Source organism: Caulobacter sp. GW821-FHT10A10 (genome assembly GCF_059415745.1).
The window spans coordinates 688,191-705,102 of record NZ_JBWKNV010000002.1; the positions used below are offsets into that span (position 1 = coordinate 688,191).

Sequence of the window (16,912 nt, forward strand, 5' to 3'; positions counted from 1 at the left end):
GCTGCTGATGGCGGTGGTGATCGCCGCGACCGGAGCCTCGGGCGCCTGCGCCCGGCCGCCAGCCGAGGGCTGGGCCGCGTTCAAGGCCGCCTATGTGCAGCCCGACGGCCGCACGGTCGACCCCGAGAACGGCGGGGTCAGCCACAGCGAGAGCCAGGGCTACACGATGCTGCTGGCCGAGGGCCACGGCGACCGCGAGACCTTCGACCGGGCGTGGAACTGGACCCGGACCAACTTGGCCCAGAAGAACGCGCCGCTGCTGGCCTGGCGCTACGATCCCCGCGCGAGGCCGCCGGTCGCCGACCAGAACAACGCCGCCGACGGCGACGTGCTGGCGGCCTGGGCGCTGCTGCGGGCCGGGCGGCGCTGGCGCGACGACGGCTATCTGGTCGCGTCCAAGGCCCTCCGCGACGCCATCGCCGAGCGGCTGGTGGTCGAGGTCGGCGGGCGCACGGTGCTGCTGCCGGGGCTGGAGGGCTTTCGCGGCCCGGCCGGGGTGACCGTCAATCCGTCCTATTTCATCCTGCCGGCCTTCCAGGATTTCGCGTCCGCCGACGGAGCCGAGGCGCCGTGGCGGACCCTGATCGCCGACGGCGTGACCCTGGCGCGCGACGGCCGGTTCGGCCCCCGCAAGGTTCCGCCCGACTGGCTGCTGGTGCGCTCGGACGGGACCCTGGCGCCGGCCCCGGAAAAGCCGCCGCTGTTCGGTTTCGACGCCATCCGCGTGCCGCTGTACCTGGCCTGGGGCGGCCAGGATTCGCTGGCCGCGCAGACCGCCGACTACTGGCGCGGCAACATTCAAGCCCAAAAACGGCCACCCGCATGGGTCAATATGTCCGACGGTCATGAAGCCGACTTTCCGCTATCTAGCGGGGGTGTCGACATCGCCGCCTTGGCGCTGAACGACCCGTCGATCCAGGGGCTTCGGGGGACGCCGCCGGATCGCACGTACTACTCGTCCGCCCTCGTCCTGCTCGCCGAAATGGCGGGGAAGGAAAGGCGGGCCAGACGACCTTGAACCCCGAACCGCCTTGCGGTGGAGCCACGACATGTCCGGCGACGTCAACCGCCTCTTCTCGATGATCAACCAGATCAATCTGCCGTATCAGATCTTCGAGACGGCGGAGACCGAGGCCGAGTTCGAGCCCGAGCCGGGCCGCCCCTCGCTGCAGGCCGAGGCCGAAGCCATGGTCCGCGCGCTGGAAGGCTTCTTCGGCTGCCCGCCGGCCGCCGCCAACGAAGACGTCGCCGCCTGCGACATCGGCTTCCTGCAAGCCTACGCCGAAAAGCCCGCGCCCGTTTCGACCGCCGCCAGCACGCAGCCGGGCGACAACCGGCTCTCGGACATCTTCAAGCGCATGCGCGAACGGGCCTGAGGCTCGCACCTCTCCGCGCCTCCCCGCCAAGGCGGGATCCAAGCTGACGCCCTTATCCCCCATAACCGTGAAATCCCGTATTGTAGGATTAATCGGCTTCGGTATGGTAGCGCTCACAATATCAAGGACGACCCCGGCTCCGACCTGAGGATCGTCCAGAGCGCAGCGGGGGAAACAAGATGCTTTTCGATCGGATGAAACCTGTCCTGGGACCAGCCCTGGGCGGTGCGGCCCTGGCCCTGATGCTGGCCGTGGGCGGTCCGGCGACCCAGGCCCGCGCGGCCGACCAGCCCTATGCCTGGACCAGCGTGCCCTATGGCGCGGGCGGCTATGTCGACGGCTTCGTCTATCACCCGCGCGAGAAGGGCCTGCTCTACGCCCGCACCGACGTCGGCGGCGCCTATCGCTACGACTATGCCGCCAAGCGCTGGATCCCGCTGCTCGACCACCTGCCGCGCGAGGACGCCGACCTGATGGGCGTGCTCAGCCTGGCGGTCGATCCGGCCGATCCCAACAAGCTCTACGCCGTCTGCGGTCTCTATCTGCAGGACTGGGGGCGCAAGGGCGCCGTGCTGCGCTCCGACGATCGCGGCGCCACCTGGAAGAAGGCCGAACTGCCGATCCACGTGGGCGGCAACGCCGACGGCCGGGGCGCGGGCGAGCGGCTGATGGTCGATCCGACCGATCCCAGGACGATCTGGTTCGGCTCCAACCAGGACGGGCTTTGGCGCAGTTCAGACAGCGGTGTCAGCTTCGCCAAGGTCGCCGCCTCGCCGGCGCGGGCGATCAATCTGGTGATCTTCGAGCCGAAGAGCGGCGACCTCTATGTCGGCGGGGCCGACGGCAAGGGCGGGCTGTTCGTCAGCCATGATCGCGGCGCCTCGTTCCAGCCGGTGGCGGGCGCGCCGGCCCAGTTGCCGCAGCGGGCCGTGTTCGCTCCCGACGGAACGCTCTACGTCGCCTTCGCCGAAGGGGACGGCAGCGCCTTCGCGGTCAATCCCAGCCACGCCAAGGGCGGCAGCGTGCAGAAGCGCGACCCGGCCTCGGGCAAGTGGCGCGACATCTCCCCGCTGAAGGGCGAGGCCCGCCAGGGCGGGTTCTCAGGCGTCGACCTCGGGCCGGACGGTGCGCTGGTGGTCTCAACCCTGAACCGCTGGTGGCCCAATGACGACGTCTTCGTCTCGCGCGACGGTGGGGCCAAGTGGAGCGCGCTCAGCCGCCAGGCCGGCTTCTCGGCGGGCGCCTATCCGTGGCTGGCCGAGACCAATCCCGAACGCAAGATGGGCGGCTGGATCTCGGCCCTGCGGGTCAATCCGTTCAACGCCGACGAGCTGATCTACGGCCACGGCGGCGGCCTGTGGATGAGCCGCAACCTCACCGCCGCCGGCGGCGACGCTCCGGTGGCGCTGGACGCCCGGATCGACAACCTGGAAGAGGGCGCGGTCACCCAGCTGGTCTCGCCCACCGGCGGGGCGACCCTGCTGGCCGCCATGGGCGACACCGCCGGGGCGGCCTGGGACGACGTCACCCGTCCGCCCGCCAACGGTCTTTTCCGCCCCAACACCGAAAGCAACTGGAGCGTCGACTACGCCGGCCAGAAGCCCGGCTACATCGTCCGCACCGCCAACGGCAAGGCCAACGCCTTCTACTCGACCAGCGGCGGCGCCGACTGGCGGCCGATGCCGGCCCAGCCCTACAAGGTCCCCGGCGAAGGCCAGCCCTGGCGTGGGCCGGGCGCCATCGCGGTGTCGGCCAAGGGCTCGGCCCTGCTGTGGGCGCCCGAGAAGGACGTCGGCTACGCCTCGCTCGACGGCGGCAAGACCTGGACGGCCTCGGCCGGCTGGCCCGCCGCCGGCGACCAGACCCTGGTTCCGGTCGCCGACAAGGTGGTCGAGCGGGTGTTCTACGTGCACGACCGGGCCGGCGGCCGCGTGTTGGTCAGCGTCGACGGCGGTCTGACCTTCACGCCGATCGCCTCGGGCCTGCCGGCGGCCCAGCACTGGGACCGCGCCCAGCTGGCCGTCGTGCCGACCCGGATGCGCGACCTGTGGATCGCCCTGCCGTCGGGCCTGCTGCATTCGCGCGACGCCGGCGCGCCGTTCAAGCCGGCCCGCAAGGTCGATGCGGCCTGGTCGGTCAGCTTCGGCGCGCCCAAGGAGAAGGACGGCTACCCGGCGGTCTATCTCTACGGCAAGGTCGACGGGCGCGGCGGCCTGTGGCGCTCGGACGACGAGGGCGCGTCCTGGACGCGGATCAACGACGACGCCCACCAGTTCGGCGACATCCAGGGCGTGGCCGGCGACCTGCTGGAGTACGGCGTCGTCTACATCGCCCCGCATGGTCGCGGCGTGCTGGTCGGGCGGCCGCCAAAGGCGCCTTGAGGCGCGTAGGGCTCAGTCCAGCTCGTTCAGCCAGCCTTCCCAGCGCCGCTTGGCGAGGTCGGGGTCGTTGCGGGGCTTGTCGCCGATGGCCTCGCGATAGGCTGTAAGGCCAGCGCCATAGACCTCGGCGAACAATCGCTCCATCTGCGCCACGCCGCCGAAGCCGAGGCGCTCGGCCAGCTCGGCCTCGCCCGGCGCCGCGTGACCCTGCGCGTCGAGCACGGCGCGCAGGGCGTCCAGGCGGATCAGCTGGATGAACCGCGCCACCCCGCCCTGCTTGTCGAACAGGCGGTAGAGCGACGAGCGCGAGATGCCGGCCCCGGCGCTGATGGCTTCGACCGACAGCGTCTTGTCGGCCAGGCGGGGCAGGACGAAGCGGCGCACGCTCTCGCGGCGGGCAAGGTCCCGGCGCTGGTCCTCGCGGCCGGCGCGGGCCGCGTCGCCGCCCACCGACGACAGGATGTCGATGAAGGCTCGGCCCAAGGCGGGCAGGGCGGTCGGCGCCACGGCGTCTCCGCGCCGGGCCAGGGACGAGAGAAAGTCGGCCAGGACCAGGTTGTCCGACGGGCCGAGGACCTGGCCGTGCAGCCGTCCGGCCGGGCCGAGCGCCGCTTCGATCACGTCGCGGGCGATGCTGGCGGTCAGGATCACGGCGTCGCGGTGGTCGGTGCGCATCGGCCGGCGGGTGTCGAGCAGCACGCCTTCGCCCGGTCCCAGCACTCGGGGCGGCCCCGGCGCGTCCAGGCGCACCTCGCCCTCGACCACGTGCGTCAGGACGAAATGGTCGAAGCCGTCGCCGGCGATCCGCTCGCGCCGGGCGTGGACCACGCCCGACAGCCGGCGCTCGAACAGCAGGATCTTGTCCAACCGCCAGGCTCGCACCTGGGCGAAGAACGGACCCTCGCCGCGGCTGACGTCGGAGCCGCGCGAATAGAGGGTCGCATAGAGCGCGAAGGCCTCGTCGGCCGGGTGCTCGTCGCTCGAGAAATGGAAGCTGTCGGTCACGGAAGCTGACATCTAGGCGCGCGCCATCCCGCTCGTCTCTTGCGCCAGCCGCCGCCAAGGCTCCGCCCCCAGAAACGCGGCGAGCCCGGCCAGCGATCCCGCCGCCGTCATCACCGCCGCCAGGGCCATGGCCAGGCCGTGCGGTCCGGAGAACAGCCGGTCGCTCAGCAGGCCGGTCAGCAGCGGGCCGAAGCCCAGCCCCGCCACCGTGACGAAGGCCAGGTAGAGGCCGTTCATGGCCGGGCGCAGACGCGGCGGGCTCAGCGGCTGCAGGCCGGCCAGGGCCGCCAGGGCCGCGGCCCCGCCGCCGGCCGTGATCAGGAAGAGGGCGGCCGCGGCCGCCGCGGGCGATCCGGCGCGGCTCAGCAGCAGGGCGCCGAGCACGGCGAGCAGGGCGCCGCCGGTCACGACCAGGGCCGGTCCGCCGCCGGCCTTGCGTCGCTGGTCCAGCAGCCAGCCGCCGCCCAGATGTCCGGCCGGGGCGGCGACCAGCACCACCAGGCCGGCCAGCAGGGCGCTGGCGGCCGGGGTCAGGCCGCAGGCGCGGTTGACGATCGACGGCGCCCAGGCCGCGGCCGCCTGCACCAGCAGGATCACCGCGCCGGCCGCCAGGAAATGCAGGCCAAGGCCCGCCGGGCGGGCGACCAGATGGGCCAGCGCCTGGGCCAGTCCCTGTCCCGGGGGGACGGCCTCATCGCGGCCCCGCACGCGCCAGGCCAGCAGGGCGACCAGCACGAGGTTAGGCAGGGTCAGCAGGAGGATGGCCGCGCGCCATGGGGCGTGGCCGAAGGCGTGGAAGACTCCCGCCGAAAAGGCCCCGAGGGCGAGGCCTCCGGCCAGCAGGGCGCCGCTGCGGCCCATCGACGATCCCGAGGTGAACACCGACACCCAGCGCGACAGTCGAGCAGCGGGCGCGCCGGCCACGATCACGGCCAGGGCCGTCGGCGCGAACACCGCCTGGGCCAGGCCCAGCACCAGGCGCGAGGCGAACAGGGCGGCGTAGGACTGGGCGAAGGCCATGGCCATTGTGGCCAGGGTCCAGAGGGCGGCGGATCCCGCCAGCAGCAGTCCGCGCGGCAAGCGGTGCCCGCGATGGCCGGTGACCAGGGTGGCGACGGTGTAGAGCGCCACGAAGGCGGGTCCTTGCAGGGCGCCCAGCTGGGTGTCGGTCAGCTGGAAGCCGGCCTTGAGGGCGGGGGCGTAGACGCTGGGCACGGCCCGGTCGACGAACGCCATGAAATGGCCGGCGGCCAGCAGCAGGACGATCGGAAATTCGAGGAGCGGACCTTCATCCGGGCCCTGTCGTACGCGCTCTGACATCGGGCTCTGAAAGCTTTCCAGGAGGCGCACTGTTTCCCCCCGCGCGAAGTCGTAGTTAACGCAACCGCATGCGCTGTCCAGCCCTTCGCGGAGCGTCGTGTTGCGGAATGTTCCAGGTTTGGAACGCGACAATTCCCCGAAGCGGGTGCTAGCCGTCGCCTCCGAGCGCTTTCACCGCATGGCGGGGGAAGCGACGAGCGTCTCCTGCGTTCTGGCCGGGCCCGTCGATCCCTCGATCCCCGCCGTAACGCTGCCGGGGGGGCGGCTCGACGTCGTCACGCACTCCACAAGCGTTCGGCGGCGTCGAGGCGGACCCGACGAGATTTCGCCCGTGGCCGCGATGGTTGGCGCCGGGGCGACGAAGGGCTTCACCGCTTCCTCCAAGCGGTGAAGAGGAGAGGGTGGCCTGGCTGCAGGGTCGTGGGGGCGATCCGCGGCCTGGTCCGCGACCAGCGACGCGCATTCTGCGCCGCTGGTCGCCTCCCCGCTGATCAAACAGCGCTCACCATCCGCCGTTATGCCAATAATCGCCTGGGTTGATCTGGACGCTGATTGCGAACAGGGCGATTATTTCCTGGCTCGCGCGAAGACCGGCGCGAGGCGATGACGACGTCCGTGGACCGATCGTTTCAGAGCAGGTTCTGTCGAGATATCGACGAAACTCGCTCACTGTGGCGCTGGCGCCACAGCCGATTTGCGAGGTCACGCGTTTGTCGTCGTGGAAGCCGCCCCGCGGGGGGCGTCCTGGCTAATTTAAAGAGGGTTCTCACATGAAATTCGGGTTGCTGGCTGGCGTCGCAGCCGTCGCGCTTTGCGCGGCGTCGGGCGCCTCCGCCCAAAGCGCGTTGAGCGGATGGTACGTGGCCGGCGACGTCGGTTACCACTCGACCGAGGGCGTTGAAACGAGTTCGTCGGTGGACGCCTCCGACGGCCGTCCCTACGACTGGACCTTCTCGACCGACAAGGACTGGGCGGGCTTCGCGCGCCTCGGTTACCGTCTGTCGCCGAACTGGCGCGTCGAAGGCGAATACGGCTACCGCGGCAGCGACATCAAGGGTGTCCGCTCCGAGGACGGCACGCGTCCGCAGCCGCTGGGCCTCTGCACCGCCGGCCCGATCCGCACCGTGGCCAGCCCGACCTGCGGCGAGCCGAACGGCGAGATCAAGGCCACCACCCTGATGGCCAACGTCATCTATGACTTCCTGCCGGATTCGGCCTGGCGTCCGTTCGTCGGCGTCGGCGTCGGTACGGCCTGGGTGCACAACAAGGTCTACGGCCAACTGAGCGGCGTGCCGACCGGCGCGGCGCCTTACCAGAACCTCAGCATCGACGACGTCGATCAGGCCTTCGCCTACCAAGGCCTGCTGGGCCTGGCCTGGGACATCACCCCGAACTGGTCGCTCGACCTGACGGGCCGCTACCTGACCGCCAAGAACGTCACCTGGGGTTCGGTCTCGACGAACGTGGGCGCGGCCGGTCCGGCCCCGACCTCGCTCGGCTACTTCGAAGGCGACTACAAGGACAGCTCGATCACCCTGGGTGTGCGCTACACCTTCGGCTCGCCGCCGCCCCCGCCGCCTCCGCCCCCGCCGCCGCCTCCCCCGCCGCCCCCGCCGCCCGAGCCCCCGGCTCCGCCGCCCCCGCCGCCGCCTCCGCCGGCCTACGAGGCCCGCGAGTTCGTGGTCTACTTCCCGTTCGATCAGTACGTGCTGACGCCGGAAGCCCAGGCCGTGGTGCAGCAGGCCGCTGACTACGCCAAGGGCGGCAATGCGACCAAGATCACGGTCGTGGGTCACACCGACACCTCGGGCTCGCCGAAGTACAACGTCCGCCTGTCGGAACGTCGTGCGAAGGCCGTGGCCGATGGTCTGGTCGGCGCCGGCGTCCCCGCCACGACCCTCGCGGTCGACTGGAAGGGTGAAAGCGCCCCGGCCGTCGCCACCGGCGACGGCGTGAAGGAACCGCTGAACCGTCGTTCGACGATCTCGATCAACTTCTAAGATCGGATCCCGGACGGAGGCTTCACGCTTCCCGAAGAAATGCGAAGGCCCCGGAGGAAACTCCGGGGCCTTTTGCTTTTTTATCCTCCCCCGAGCAGCGAAGCGAAACGGGGGAGGGGGACCGCGAAGCGGTGGAGGGGGCGAGTTCAGGCTCGGCGCTCCGTCAATCGCCCCCTCCGTCACGCCGCGTATCCGCGGCGCGCCACCTCCCCCGCTGCGCGAGGGAGGAGCATGGGCGGGAGAGGGATCAGCGATTGGGCTCCACCAACGCCGCCAGCCCGCGCGGCAGCGGCGACGGCGCGCCCAGGGCCAGAGCCACCAAATGCTCGGCCAGCAGCGGGGCGGTGGTGAAGCCTCGTCCGCCCAGGCCGCCCAGCACGAACAGGCCGCCCGGCGCGCTGGGAACCGCGCCCGCCAGCGGCAGGTGGTCGGCCGTCGTGGCGCGCACGGCGGCCCGGCCGTCCAGCGTGGCGTTGGCGAGGCTGGCGGCGAGGTCCGGCCGGCCCTTGGCCAGGGCCGCGCGGTTGCGGGCGTGATCGGCCTCGCGAGCTTCGGTGGCCGTGTCGCCCCGGTCGTGGGTGGCGCCGAACAGCACGCCGCCCTCGCGGGTGGGCACGGCGTAGCCGCCGAAGGCGGCGGGGGCGATCGCCTGGTCGATGCTGCCGGTCCAGCTGGTCTGGCCGCGCACCGGGCGGATGGCCGCCTCGGGCCAGAGTCGGGCCAGGTCGGCGCCGCCGGCCAGCACGACGGCGTCGGCGGTCGCCAAGACCTCGCCGGCCTTGTCCAGCAGGCGCCAGCCATTCTCGCCGGGCTCGATCCGCGCGACCTCGGCCGTGATCGCCTCGCCGCGCCAGGCGGCGATGACGGCGGCGGGTTCGACCACGCGGGCCTGGGCCATCCGCAGCGCTCCGGCCGCCGGCTCGCCCAGGGCGGCGCTCGCGGCCTCGGCGTCCAGGACGGACATCTCGCCGGCGGCGAACAGGTCCTGGCCGGTGACGGCGGCGAAGCGGTCGGGGTCCTTGGGGCCGGTCGCCAGCCGCAGCACGCCGCGCGCCAGCACCGCGCCGGGGACGGCTTCGTAGAGGGCGGCGGCGCGGGCCAGGGCCTGGGCGGGGAAGGCCGCGCGCGGGCCGCCGCCGGCGTCCAGCGCCGGGGTGACCAGGGCGGCGGGATTGCCCGAGGCCGGGTCGCGGCCGACGTCGATCACCGTCACGGCCAGGCCCTCGGCCCGGGCGGCGCGGGCCAGGCTGGCCGCCGCGATCCCGCCGCCGACGATCGCCAGGCTCTTCGGCCTGGGCGGCGCGGGACGCTCGCCGGGGAAGGTCGCCTCCAGCCGTTCCTTCTTGCGGCCGAAGCCCGGTCGCTTTTCCCAGGAGAAGCCGGCGGCCGCCAGGCCCCGACGTACGGCCCCGGCCACGGTGAAGGTCGCGGCCTTCGCGCCCGGCGCGGTGCGGGCGGCGACGGCGGCGAGGATCTCCTCGCGCCACATGGCCGGATTGAGGGCCGGCGAGAAGCCGTCGAGGAACCAGGCGTCGGCCGCGCCGCTCCAGGCCTCCAGCGCCTCGGCGACGTCCATGACGGCCAGGTCCAGCACCGCGTCGAAGCCGGGCAGGTCGATGCGGTGGAAGCCGCGCGCGGCGCTGGGCCAATGGTCGAGCAACACCTGGGCGGCCTCGCCCAGTTCCGGCCAGACGGCCAGGGCGCGGGCGGCCTCGTCGCGGGTGATCGGGTGGGCCTCGATCGAGAAGATGTTGAGCTTTGCTCCCGGCGGCTTCTCCCGCCGCCACAGATCCAGCAGGGCGGCGATGTTCAGTCCCGTGCCGAAGCCCAGTTCGCCGACCACGAAGCGGTCGCGCCCGGCCCAGGTGGCGGGCAGGCCGCAGCCGTCGAGGAACACCGCCCGGGTCTCGGCCAGGCCGTCGGCGCTGGAGAAGTAGACGTCGCCATAGAGCCGCGACTGCGGCAGGCCGTCCTCGCGCCAGATCAGCGGGGAGCCCGGGGCGGTGTCTGAAGAGTCGGAAGTCATGGCGCCATCATAGAAGAAGGGCCGCCCTCGCGGACGGCCCTTCGGATAGTCGAAGCTCGAAAAAGCCTGAAAGGGCTCAGTGGCCTTCGGTCTTCTTTTCTTCGGCAGGAGCAGCGGCGGCCGGGGCCGTGCCTTCGGCGGCCGAAACGGCGTCCGGTTCGGCGGCGGCGTCGGCGGCGGCCTTGTTGGCGTCGGCGGCGGCCTGGTCCTCGGCCGAGCCGGCGTCGGCGGCGGTCACTTCGCTGGCGCCGGCGGCGGCGGCCGCGGCGGCCTTTTCGTCGGCGGCGGGAGCCTCGTCCTTCTTGCCGCAGGCGGCCAGCGACAGGGCGGTCATGGCCGCGCCGGCGATGAGGATCTTGCGGAGGACTTGGGTGGTCATCGGGGCATCCCTTGCGACGTCTAAATGGAAACGCCCGGCGTGGGAGCCGGGCGCCATGGTGGCAAGGAACCGCTTTTCACGCCGCGTTGCAAGCCAAAGATCACGGGCGCGTGATCTGGCCGTACGCGGACCAAGTCGTCGCCGTCAGCCCTCGGCCGGGATCTGCGACAAGGCCTCTTCCAGCTCGACGAAGCTGGGCTGGCAGACGCTGGGCACGTTGCCGCGGCCGATCTCGACGCTGATCTGGGCGGCGTTGCCGTGCAGGTGGGCGACGAGCACCGCCTGGATGATCTTGTAGAAGGCGCCGTCCTCGTTGACGACGGCCTGCAGGCGGGCGGCCATCGGGCCGACCAGGCCGTAGGCCATGAACACGCCGAGGAAGGTGCCGACCAGGGCGCCGCCGATCATGCCGCCGAGCACGGCGGGCGGCTCGGTGATCGAGCCCATGGTCTTGATGACGCCCAGCACGGCGGCGACGATGCCCAGCGCGGGCAGGGCGTCGGCCATCGACTGCAGGGCGTGAGCCGGCTCGAGCGCCTCGTGGTGGTGCTTCTCGAGCTGCTTTTCCATCGCGTCCTCGACCTGGTGGGGATCCTCCAGGTTCATGGTCATCATCCGCAGGGTGTCGCAGATGAAGTCGACGGCGAAGTGGTCCTTCGAGATCTTCGGGTAGCGCGAGAAGATCGAGCTCTCGTGCGGCTTTTCGATGTGGCTTTCCAGGGCGATGACGCCCTTGGACTTCATCGTCTTGGTCAGCAGGAACAGCAGGGCCAGAAGGTCGCGATAGTCGCCGGCCTTCCACTTGGGGCCGGCGAAGATCTTGCCGAAGCCGCCGGCCGTGGCCTTGATCACGGTCATCGAGTTGGAGATCAGGAACGCGGCGATGCCCGCGCCCAGGATGGCCATCAGTTCGTGAGGGGCCGCCTCGATGATGACGTCCATCTTGCCGCCACCCATCAGGTAGCTGCCGAACACGAGGCCGAAGAGCAGCACGATGCCGATGATCTGGAACATGACGTCAGGAGGCCCCGAAGAATTCAGCCGGCATCATGGCTGTTAATGATTAATCCAAGGTATCGGCGGTTTGCAGGTCCGTGCGGCGGCTGAGCGCAGGCCGCCCCGTCACGCCGCGCGCGCAGGCTTGCGGGCCTGGGCCGTCCCGCCGACCCGGAAGCGGCCGATCAGGTGGGCCAGGGTGGCGGCCTCGGTCTTCAGGCTGTGGCTGGCGGCGGTGGACTGCTCGACCATGGCGGCGTTCTGCTGGACGGTCTGGTCCATCAGGTTGATGGCGCCGTTGACCTCCGACAGGCCGGCCGACTGCTCGGCGGCCGAGGCGGCGATCTCGCCCACCAGCCCGTCGATCTCGCCCACCTTGTCGGCGATGGCCTGCAGGGCCTGGCCGGTCTCACCGACCATCGACACGCCCTGCTCGACCTCGCGGGCGGCGGTGGCGATCAGCACCTTGATCTCGCGGGCCGCTTCCGCCGAGCGCTGGGCCAGGGCCCGCACCTCCATGGCGACCACGGCGAAGCCCTTGCCGCTGTCGCCGGCCCGGGCGGCCTCGACCCCGGCGTTGAGGGCCAGGAGATTGGTCTGGAAGGCGATCTCGTCGATCACCCCGACGATGCGGCCGATCTCGCGCGAGGAGGCCTCGATGCGGGTCATGGCCCCGACGGCGTCGCCGACCACCACGCGCGAGCGCTGGGCGTCGCTGCGGGCCGCGCCCACCACGATCGCCGCGCTCTTGGCGCCGGCCGAGCTGCGGCGGACGGTGGCGGTGATCTCGTCGAGGGCCGCGGCGGTCTCCTCCAGGCTGGCGGCCTGGCGCTCGCTGCGGCGGGAGAGGTCGTCGGCCGCCGAGGCGATCTCGTCGCTGCCGGCCTCGATGCCGCCGGCAGAGCGGACGATGACCTTCAGCGCGTCCTCCATCTGGGCGATGGCGGCGTTGAAGTCGGCGCGCAGGCGCTCGTATTCGGCGGGGAAGGCGATGTCGACGCGGCGGGTCAGGTCGCCCTGGGCCAGGGCGCGCAGGCCGCCGGCCAGGCTGTCGACCACGGCCTCCAACTGCACGCGGGCGGCTTCGCGCTCGGCCTCGGCGGACTGGCGGGCGGTCTCGGCCGCCTGGCGCTCGATCTCGACCTGGCGTTCGACGGCGATCTTCTCGATGGCGGCGTCCTTGAAGCGCAGCACGGCCTTGGCCATGGCGCCGATCTCGTCGCGGCGGTCGACGTCGGGCACCTCGACGCCGTTGTCGCCGCCGGCCAGGCGGGTCATGACGCCGGTCAGGGCGGTCACCGGCCGGCCCAGCACGCGGGTCAGCAGCCAGGCCAGGGCCAGCGAGGCGGCGAGACCCAGGATCCCACCCACCATGATGCCGAGGAAGGCGCGTCCGAAGGCCCGCTCGCGGCTGGCCGAGCGCACAGCCTCGTCGCGATGCTCCTGGGCCTCGACCTCGGCCAGCACCTTGCGCAGGTCGGCCAGGCGGTCGCTGGCCTCGGTGCGTGTCGCGGCCTGGGCCCGGCCCTCGGGCGTGGAGGCCATCTCGATCAGGGCCTGGGCCTCGGCCTTGTATTGCTTGCGGGCGTCGGAGAGCTTGGCGGCGGCGGTCGCGTAGTCGCCGGCGGCGTCGGCGTTGCGCAGGGCGTCGAGGTCGGCCTCCAGGGCCTTCTCGGCCGCGTCGAAGCGACGGATGTGCTCGCTGGCGCCCGAGGCGACATAGCCGAGTATGGCGTTCTGCTGCTCCAGGGCCGCGGCCTGCATGCGGGCGCTGGCCATGGTCAGGGCCATGGAGTCGTCGGTCATCTCGGTCGCCTTGCGCAGCGACCACAGGTCCAGGGCGACCACGGCGCTGGCGGCGCCGCAGATCGTGATCATGGCCGCGAAGGCCAGCAGCAGCTTATGGGGGACGGAGATGTGACGCAGCATGGCCCCACTACGCGCCCGCGTCATGAGCGGACCCTTAATCGGGACCGCCCCAGGGTTGCGACATAGAGTCCCGGTCTCGTCTCGCCTGCCCTTGGGCTTCCCCTGACGACGAACGCACTCTAACGTTTGTTCGATGTCTGCCGCCGCTCAAGATCAACAGGTCAACCGGCGGGCCTTCGCCATCCTTTTCGGGGTGTCGGCGGCCACGGCGCTGGGCAATACGGGCATGCTGTCCGTCCTTCCCGCCATCGGTCGGCAGATCGGCATTCCCGACGCCATGGTGGCGGCGATCTTCTCGCTGTCGGCCCTGCTGTGGGCGCTGTCGTCGCCGTTCTGGGCCAAGCGCTCGGACGTGCGGGGGCGTAAGCCCCTGATCCTGCTGGGGCTGGGCGGGTTCTGCGTGTCGATGACCCTGTGCGCCTTCGTGGTCAGCGCGGGCCTGCACCACCTTTTCCCGCCGATGCTGGTGTTCGTGCTGTTCCTGCTGGCGCGGGCGCTGTTCGGCCTGTTCGGCTCGGCCGCCAATCCCGCCACCCAGGCCTATCTGGCCGAGCGCACCAAGCGGGAAGAGCGCACCCAGGCCATGGCCACCCTGGCCGGAGCGTTCGGCCTGGGCACGGTGGTCGGGCCGCTGTTGGCGCCGCTGTTCGTGCTGCCGGTCGTGGGCCTGGCCGGGCCGATGTTCGCCTTCGCCGGCCTGGCGGCGGTGATGATGTGGATCGTCCACCACGGCCTTGAGGAGGCGCGGCGCCCGGCCAGCGCGGGCGAGGTCCAGCCCCGCGCGCGCCTGGCCTTTCCGTCGCTGCGGCGGGGCGACAGCCTGTGGCGCGACCCGCGCCTCATGCCATTCCTGATCTTCGGCTTCCTGGTGGCCACCTGCCAGACGGCCCAGACCCAGACCCTGGGCTTTCTGATCATCGACAAGCTGGGCGTCGCGCCGGTCAAGGCCCAGGGCTTCATCACCCTGGCCATGGCGGCGGGCGCGGTGGCGGGCCTGCTGGCCCAGTGGGGCCTGATCCGGATGTTCGCCATGGGCCCGCGCGAGCTGATGCGCTGGGGCGTGGGGGTGGCGGCCCTGGGAAACGTGGTGGTGGCCTTCGCGCCGGACTACGCGGCGGTGGCCATCGGCTATGCGGTCTCGTCGCTGGGCTACGGCTTCGCGCGGCCGGGCTTCACGGCGGGGGCGTCGCTGTCGGTCGAGGCCAAGGACCAGGCCGGCGCGGCCGGCGCCATCGCCGCCATCAACGGCCTCAACGTGGTGGTCGCGCCGCTGTTCGTGCTGCTCTACGAGGCCGTGCGCTGGGCCCCGTTCGTGCTCAACGCCCTGATCCTGGCCGCCATGCTGGCCTACGCCCTGCGCCAGGCCGTGCTGCGCAAGGTCAGCGACGCGGAGACGCCGGGCGAAGCGACCCTGGCCGGCCTGGAACGCGGGGATGAGGGCGGGGTGTAGGCGAAGTGACCCATGCTATGCTGGGCGTAGTCTGGAGCGCCCCATGATCAGGGTTACGCTGTCTTTGTCGGAAGGGGCGCAGGTCGTCCCGTTACCCGAAGAGGTCGCCTTTCCCGAAGGCGTTAGGTCGGTGGTCGTCGCGCGTGACGGCGCTCGGCGCATCATCACGCCAGTGGACATGTCCTGGAACGACTTCTTCGACGAGCCGGGCATCGATCTTGGCGCGCGGGAGCAGCCGCCGATCGATTGATCACCGTAACCATAGCCTCCCGTCATTCCCGCCCTTGTGGCGGGAACCCCTGGTTCCGCTGGCAGGTGAAGCGCAAGCGGCGTGCTTGGCACGCCGCCCCAACCATGCTTGCGGCCGATAGAGGGTTTCCCGCCACAAGGGCGGGAATGACGGGAAGTAAGAAGAGGCCTCAGCCCTTGCGCACGATCCGCGCGGCGGCGGCGTGGAAGGCCGCGTCGGTTTCGGCCAGGGCGGCCACCGCGCCGTGGCGGTCGGCGGCGACGCTCATGCCGGTGGTGGTGTAGGACTGCGACACCCGGCGGGCTTCTTCGCCGCGCAGGGCGGCGTTAGCGGCGGCGGTCTCGTGCCACTCGGCCAACTCGCCGGCGGTCAGCGGGTGATCCTCGGCGGCGCTCGGGTGGTGCACCACGTCGCCGAAGCCGATGGCCACGAAGCCGTGAATGACGCCGTAGTCTTCTTCCGACAGCAGGAAGGTGATCTGACGCTCTTCGATCTGGCCGGTATAGACGTCCTGGTCGGGATCGAACTCGCGCAGCACCAGCACGTCGCCGACCTTGAATTCGCGGTCGTTGCGGCGGATCTCGAAGCGCTTCTTGCCCGAGCGCACGGCGGCGAAATACTGCGGCCAGGTCTTCAGTTCGTGACGGGTCATGGAAAGTCTTTGAATTGGCGCCCGAAAGCGCCGGAAAAATCGAAGGCGAGGCTCTTAGAGCGCGTCGGCGGCGAGGAAAAGGCCGTTTGTGACGGTCCGGCGACGCCGTCGATACGAAAAGGCCGCCGCGACAGGGTCGCGACGGCCGTTCTTTTATCAGAGGTGAAGCGGTTACGCCTCGACCATGTTCTTGGCGAGGGCCGCCTCGCGCATGGACTTCTGCAGCTTCTCGAAGGCCCGGACCTCGATCTGGCGGACCCGTTCGCGGCTGACGCCGTACTGGGCGGCCAGGTCTTCCAGGGTGGTCGGGTCGTCCTTCAGGCGGCGCTCGGTCAGGATGTGACGCTCGCGGTCGGTCAGCTCGACCATGGCCTCTTCCAAGAGGCTCATCCGCATGGACTTCTCCTGGTTCTCGGCGACCACGGTCTCTTGGCTGACCTGATCGTCGTCGGCCAGCCAGTCCTGCCACTCGCTTTCGCCGTCGGCGCGCAGGGGCGCGTTCAGCGAGGCGTCCGGACCGCCCAGGCGGCGGTTCATCGAGATGACCTCGCTGTCCAGCACGCCCAGCTTGGTGGCGATGTAGCTGACCTGGTCGGGGCGCAGGTCGCCGTCCTGGAAGGCGGCGATCTGGCTCTTGGCCTTGCGCAGGTTGAAGAACAGCTTCTTCTGCGCGGCGGTCGTGCCCATCTTCACCAGCGACCACGAGCGCAGGATGTATTCCTGGATCGAGGCGCGGATCCACCACATGGCGTAGGTGGCCAGGCGGAAGCCCTTCTCGGGTTCGAACTTCTTGACCGCCTGCATCAGGCCGACATTGCCTTCGGAGATCACCTCCCCGATCGGCAGGCCGTAGCCGCGATAGCCCATGGCGATCTTGGCCACGAGGCGCAGGTGGCTGGTGACCATCTTGTGCGCGGCGTCGCTGTCCTGATGCTCTTTCCAGCGCTGGGCGAGCATGAACTCCTCGTCCTTCGCCAGCATCGGGAACTTGCGGATTTCGGTGAGGTAGCGCGACAGGCCGCCGTCCGGCGACATCACCGACAAGGAATTCACAGCCATGAGTTCAACATCCCCTGGGCCCGGAGCCAACGCGGCTCCCGAGGCCCACTTTCGAATGGGTGAGATAGGTACGGGTTGCGGCGAAGGTA

At 71.0% G+C, this 16,912-nt stretch carries 14 protein-coding genes and 1 pseudogene; 7 read left to right on the plus strand and 8 right to left on the minus strand.

All coding sequences use genetic code 11. From position 1 onward, the window contains the following. Positions 1–7: 7 nt before the first annotated feature. The 3 genes from AC07NS_RS08045 to AC07NS_RS08055 all read left to right on the plus strand — a co-directional run bounded on the left by AC07NS_RS08045 (position 8) and on the right by AC07NS_RS08055 (position 3,757). A complete protein-coding gene (locus tag AC07NS_RS08045; RefSeq protein ID WP_494602634.1) occupies positions 8–1,018 on the plus strand; it encodes a family 8 glycosyl hydrolase in 1,011 nt (336 codons plus the stop codon). 31 nt (positions 1,019–1,049) lie between these two features. Continuing rightward, entirely contained in the window at positions 1,050–1,376 is a 327-nt protein-coding gene (locus tag AC07NS_RS08050; protein WP_494602635.1) for a hypothetical protein, read from the plus strand. Positions 1,377–1,555: 179 nt separating this feature from the next. Continuing rightward, positions 1,556–3,757, plus strand: a complete 2,202-nt coding sequence (locus AC07NS_RS08055; RefSeq protein WP_494602636.1) for a WD40/YVTN/BNR-like repeat-containing protein — start codon at positions 1,556–1,558, stop codon at positions 3,755–3,757. Positions 3,758–3,769: 12 nt separating this feature from the next. Here AC07NS_RS08055 and AC07NS_RS08060 read toward each other — a convergent pair whose 3' ends face one another. After that, positions 3,770–4,774 carry an AraC-like ligand-binding domain-containing protein gene (locus AC07NS_RS08060; protein ID WP_494602637.1) on the minus strand — a complete coding sequence of 335 codons (1,005 nt, stop codon included), beginning with the start codon at positions 4,772–4,774 and terminating at the stop codon, positions 3,770–3,772. Continuing rightward, the gene (locus AC07NS_RS08065; RefSeq protein WP_494602638.1) at positions 4,775–6,082 is read right to left on the minus strand and encodes an MFS transporter; all 1,308 of its coding nucleotides are present in this window, start codon (positions 6,080–6,082) and stop codon (positions 4,775–4,777) included. A 770-nt stretch (positions 6,083–6,852) separates the two neighbouring features. On the opposite strand from AC07NS_RS08065, the gene AC07NS_RS08070 reads away from it, so the two are divergent. Together AC07NS_RS08070 and AC07NS_RS08075 are read left to right on the plus strand one after the other, a co-directional pair. Further along, entirely contained in the window at positions 6,853–8,082 is a 1,230-nt protein-coding gene (locus tag AC07NS_RS08070) for an OmpA family protein (protein ID WP_494602639.1), read from the plus strand. A 104-nt stretch (positions 8,083–8,186) separates the two neighbouring features. Beyond that, a pseudogene (locus AC07NS_RS08075) lies at positions 8,187–8,321 on the plus strand (hypothetical protein); the annotation flags it as partial. An 8-nt stretch (positions 8,322–8,329) separates the two neighbouring features. Here the strand turns inward: AC07NS_RS08075 and mnmC2 are convergent. The 4 genes from mnmC2 to AC07NS_RS08095 form a co-directional block, all read right to left on the minus strand. Then, a complete protein-coding gene (mnmC2, locus tag AC07NS_RS08080) occupies positions 8,330–10,108 on the minus strand; it encodes a tRNA (5-methylaminomethyl-2-thiouridine)(34)-methyltransferase MnmC2 (RefSeq protein ID WP_494602640.1) in 1,779 nt (592 codons plus the stop codon). Between the two features lie 76 nt (positions 10,109–10,184). Then, positions 10,185–10,487 (minus strand): hypothetical protein, encoded by a 303-nt coding sequence (locus tag AC07NS_RS08085; RefSeq protein WP_494602641.1) that lies wholly within the window; start codon positions 10,485–10,487, stop codon positions 10,185–10,187. 144 nt (positions 10,488–10,631) lie between these two features. Continuing rightward, positions 10,632–11,501 carry a flagellar motor stator protein MotA gene (gene motA / locus AC07NS_RS08090; protein ID WP_494602642.1) on the minus strand — a complete coding sequence of 290 codons (870 nt, stop codon included), beginning with the start codon at positions 11,499–11,501 and terminating at the stop codon, positions 10,632–10,634. Positions 11,502–11,609: 108 nt separating this feature from the next. Continuing rightward, entirely contained in the window at positions 11,610–13,412 is a 1,803-nt protein-coding gene (locus AC07NS_RS08095) for a methyl-accepting chemotaxis protein (RefSeq protein WP_494602643.1), read from the minus strand. A 133-nt stretch (positions 13,413–13,545) separates the two neighbouring features. Between AC07NS_RS08095 and AC07NS_RS08100 the strand changes: the two genes are divergently transcribed. Beyond that, on the plus strand, positions 13,546–14,862 hold the full coding sequence (locus tag AC07NS_RS08100) for an MFS transporter (RefSeq protein ID WP_494602644.1): 1,317 nt from the start codon (positions 13,546–13,548) through the stop codon (positions 14,860–14,862). A gap of 43 nt (positions 14,863–14,905) precedes the next feature. Then, a complete protein-coding gene (locus tag AC07NS_RS08105; protein WP_494602645.1) occupies positions 14,906–15,112 on the plus strand; it encodes an AbrB/MazE/SpoVT family DNA-binding domain-containing protein in 207 nt (68 codons plus the stop codon). 169 nt (positions 15,113–15,281) lie between these two features. Here the strand turns inward: AC07NS_RS08105 and AC07NS_RS08110 are convergent, their stop codons facing one another. Both AC07NS_RS08110 and rpoH read right to left on the minus strand, forming a co-directional pair. Further along, entirely contained in the window at positions 15,282–15,764 is a 483-nt protein-coding gene (locus AC07NS_RS08110; RefSeq protein WP_494602646.1) for an ASCH/PUA domain-containing protein, read from the minus strand. 171 nt (positions 15,765–15,935) lie between these two features. Next, positions 15,936–16,823 carry an RNA polymerase sigma factor RpoH gene (gene rpoH, locus AC07NS_RS08115; RefSeq protein WP_487292019.1) on the minus strand — a complete coding sequence of 296 codons (888 nt, stop codon included), beginning with the start codon at positions 16,821–16,823 and terminating at the stop codon, positions 15,936–15,938. Positions 16,824–16,912: the final 89 nt, after the last annotated feature.

Coding starts and splice junctions, on each gene's coding strand:
- AC07NS_RS08045 (WP_494602634.1), top strand. CDS start 8: ATGGCGGTGGTGATCGCCGCGACCGGAGCCTCGGGCGCCTGCGCCCGG.
- AC07NS_RS08050 (WP_494602635.1), top strand. CDS start 1,050: ATGTCCGGCGACGTCAACCGCCTCTTCTCGATGATCAACCAGATCAAT.
- AC07NS_RS08105 (WP_494602645.1), top strand. CDS start 14,906: ATGATCAGGGTTACGCTGTCTTTGTCGGAAGGGGCGCAGGTCGTCCCG.
- AC07NS_RS08095 (WP_494602643.1), bottom strand. CDS start 13,412: ATGCTGCGTCACATCTCCGTCCCCCATAAGCTGCTGCTGGCCTTCGCG.
- AC07NS_RS08065 (WP_494602638.1), bottom strand. CDS start 6,082: ATGTCAGAGCGCGTACGACAGGGCCCGGATGAAGGTCCGCTCCTCGAA.
- AC07NS_RS08100 (WP_494602644.1), top strand. CDS start 13,546: ATGTCTGCCGCCGCTCAAGATCAACAGGTCAACCGGCGGGCCTTCGCC.
- motA (WP_494602642.1), bottom strand. CDS start 11,501: ATGTTCCAGATCATCGGCATCGTGCTGCTCTTCGGCCTCGTGTTCGGC.
- mnmC2 (WP_494602640.1), bottom strand. CDS start 10,108: ATGACTTCCGACTCTTCAGACACCGCCCCGGGCTCCCCGCTGATCTGG.
- rpoH (WP_487292019.1), bottom strand. CDS start 16,823: ATGGCTGTGAATTCCTTGTCGGTGATGTCGCCGGACGGCGGCCTGTCG.
- AC07NS_RS08055 (WP_494602636.1), top strand. CDS start 1,556: ATGCTTTTCGATCGGATGAAACCTGTCCTGGGACCAGCCCTGGGCGGT.
- AC07NS_RS08110 (WP_494602646.1), bottom strand. CDS start 15,764: ATGACCCGTCACGAACTGAAGACCTGGCCGCAGTATTTCGCCGCCGTG.
- AC07NS_RS08070 (WP_494602639.1), top strand. CDS start 6,853: ATGAAATTCGGGTTGCTGGCTGGCGTCGCAGCCGTCGCGCTTTGCGCG.
- AC07NS_RS08060 (WP_494602637.1), bottom strand. CDS start 4,774: ATGTCAGCTTCCGTGACCGACAGCTTCCATTTCTCGAGCGACGAGCAC.
- AC07NS_RS08085 (WP_494602641.1), bottom strand. CDS start 10,487: ATGACCACCCAAGTCCTCCGCAAGATCCTCATCGCCGGCGCGGCCATG.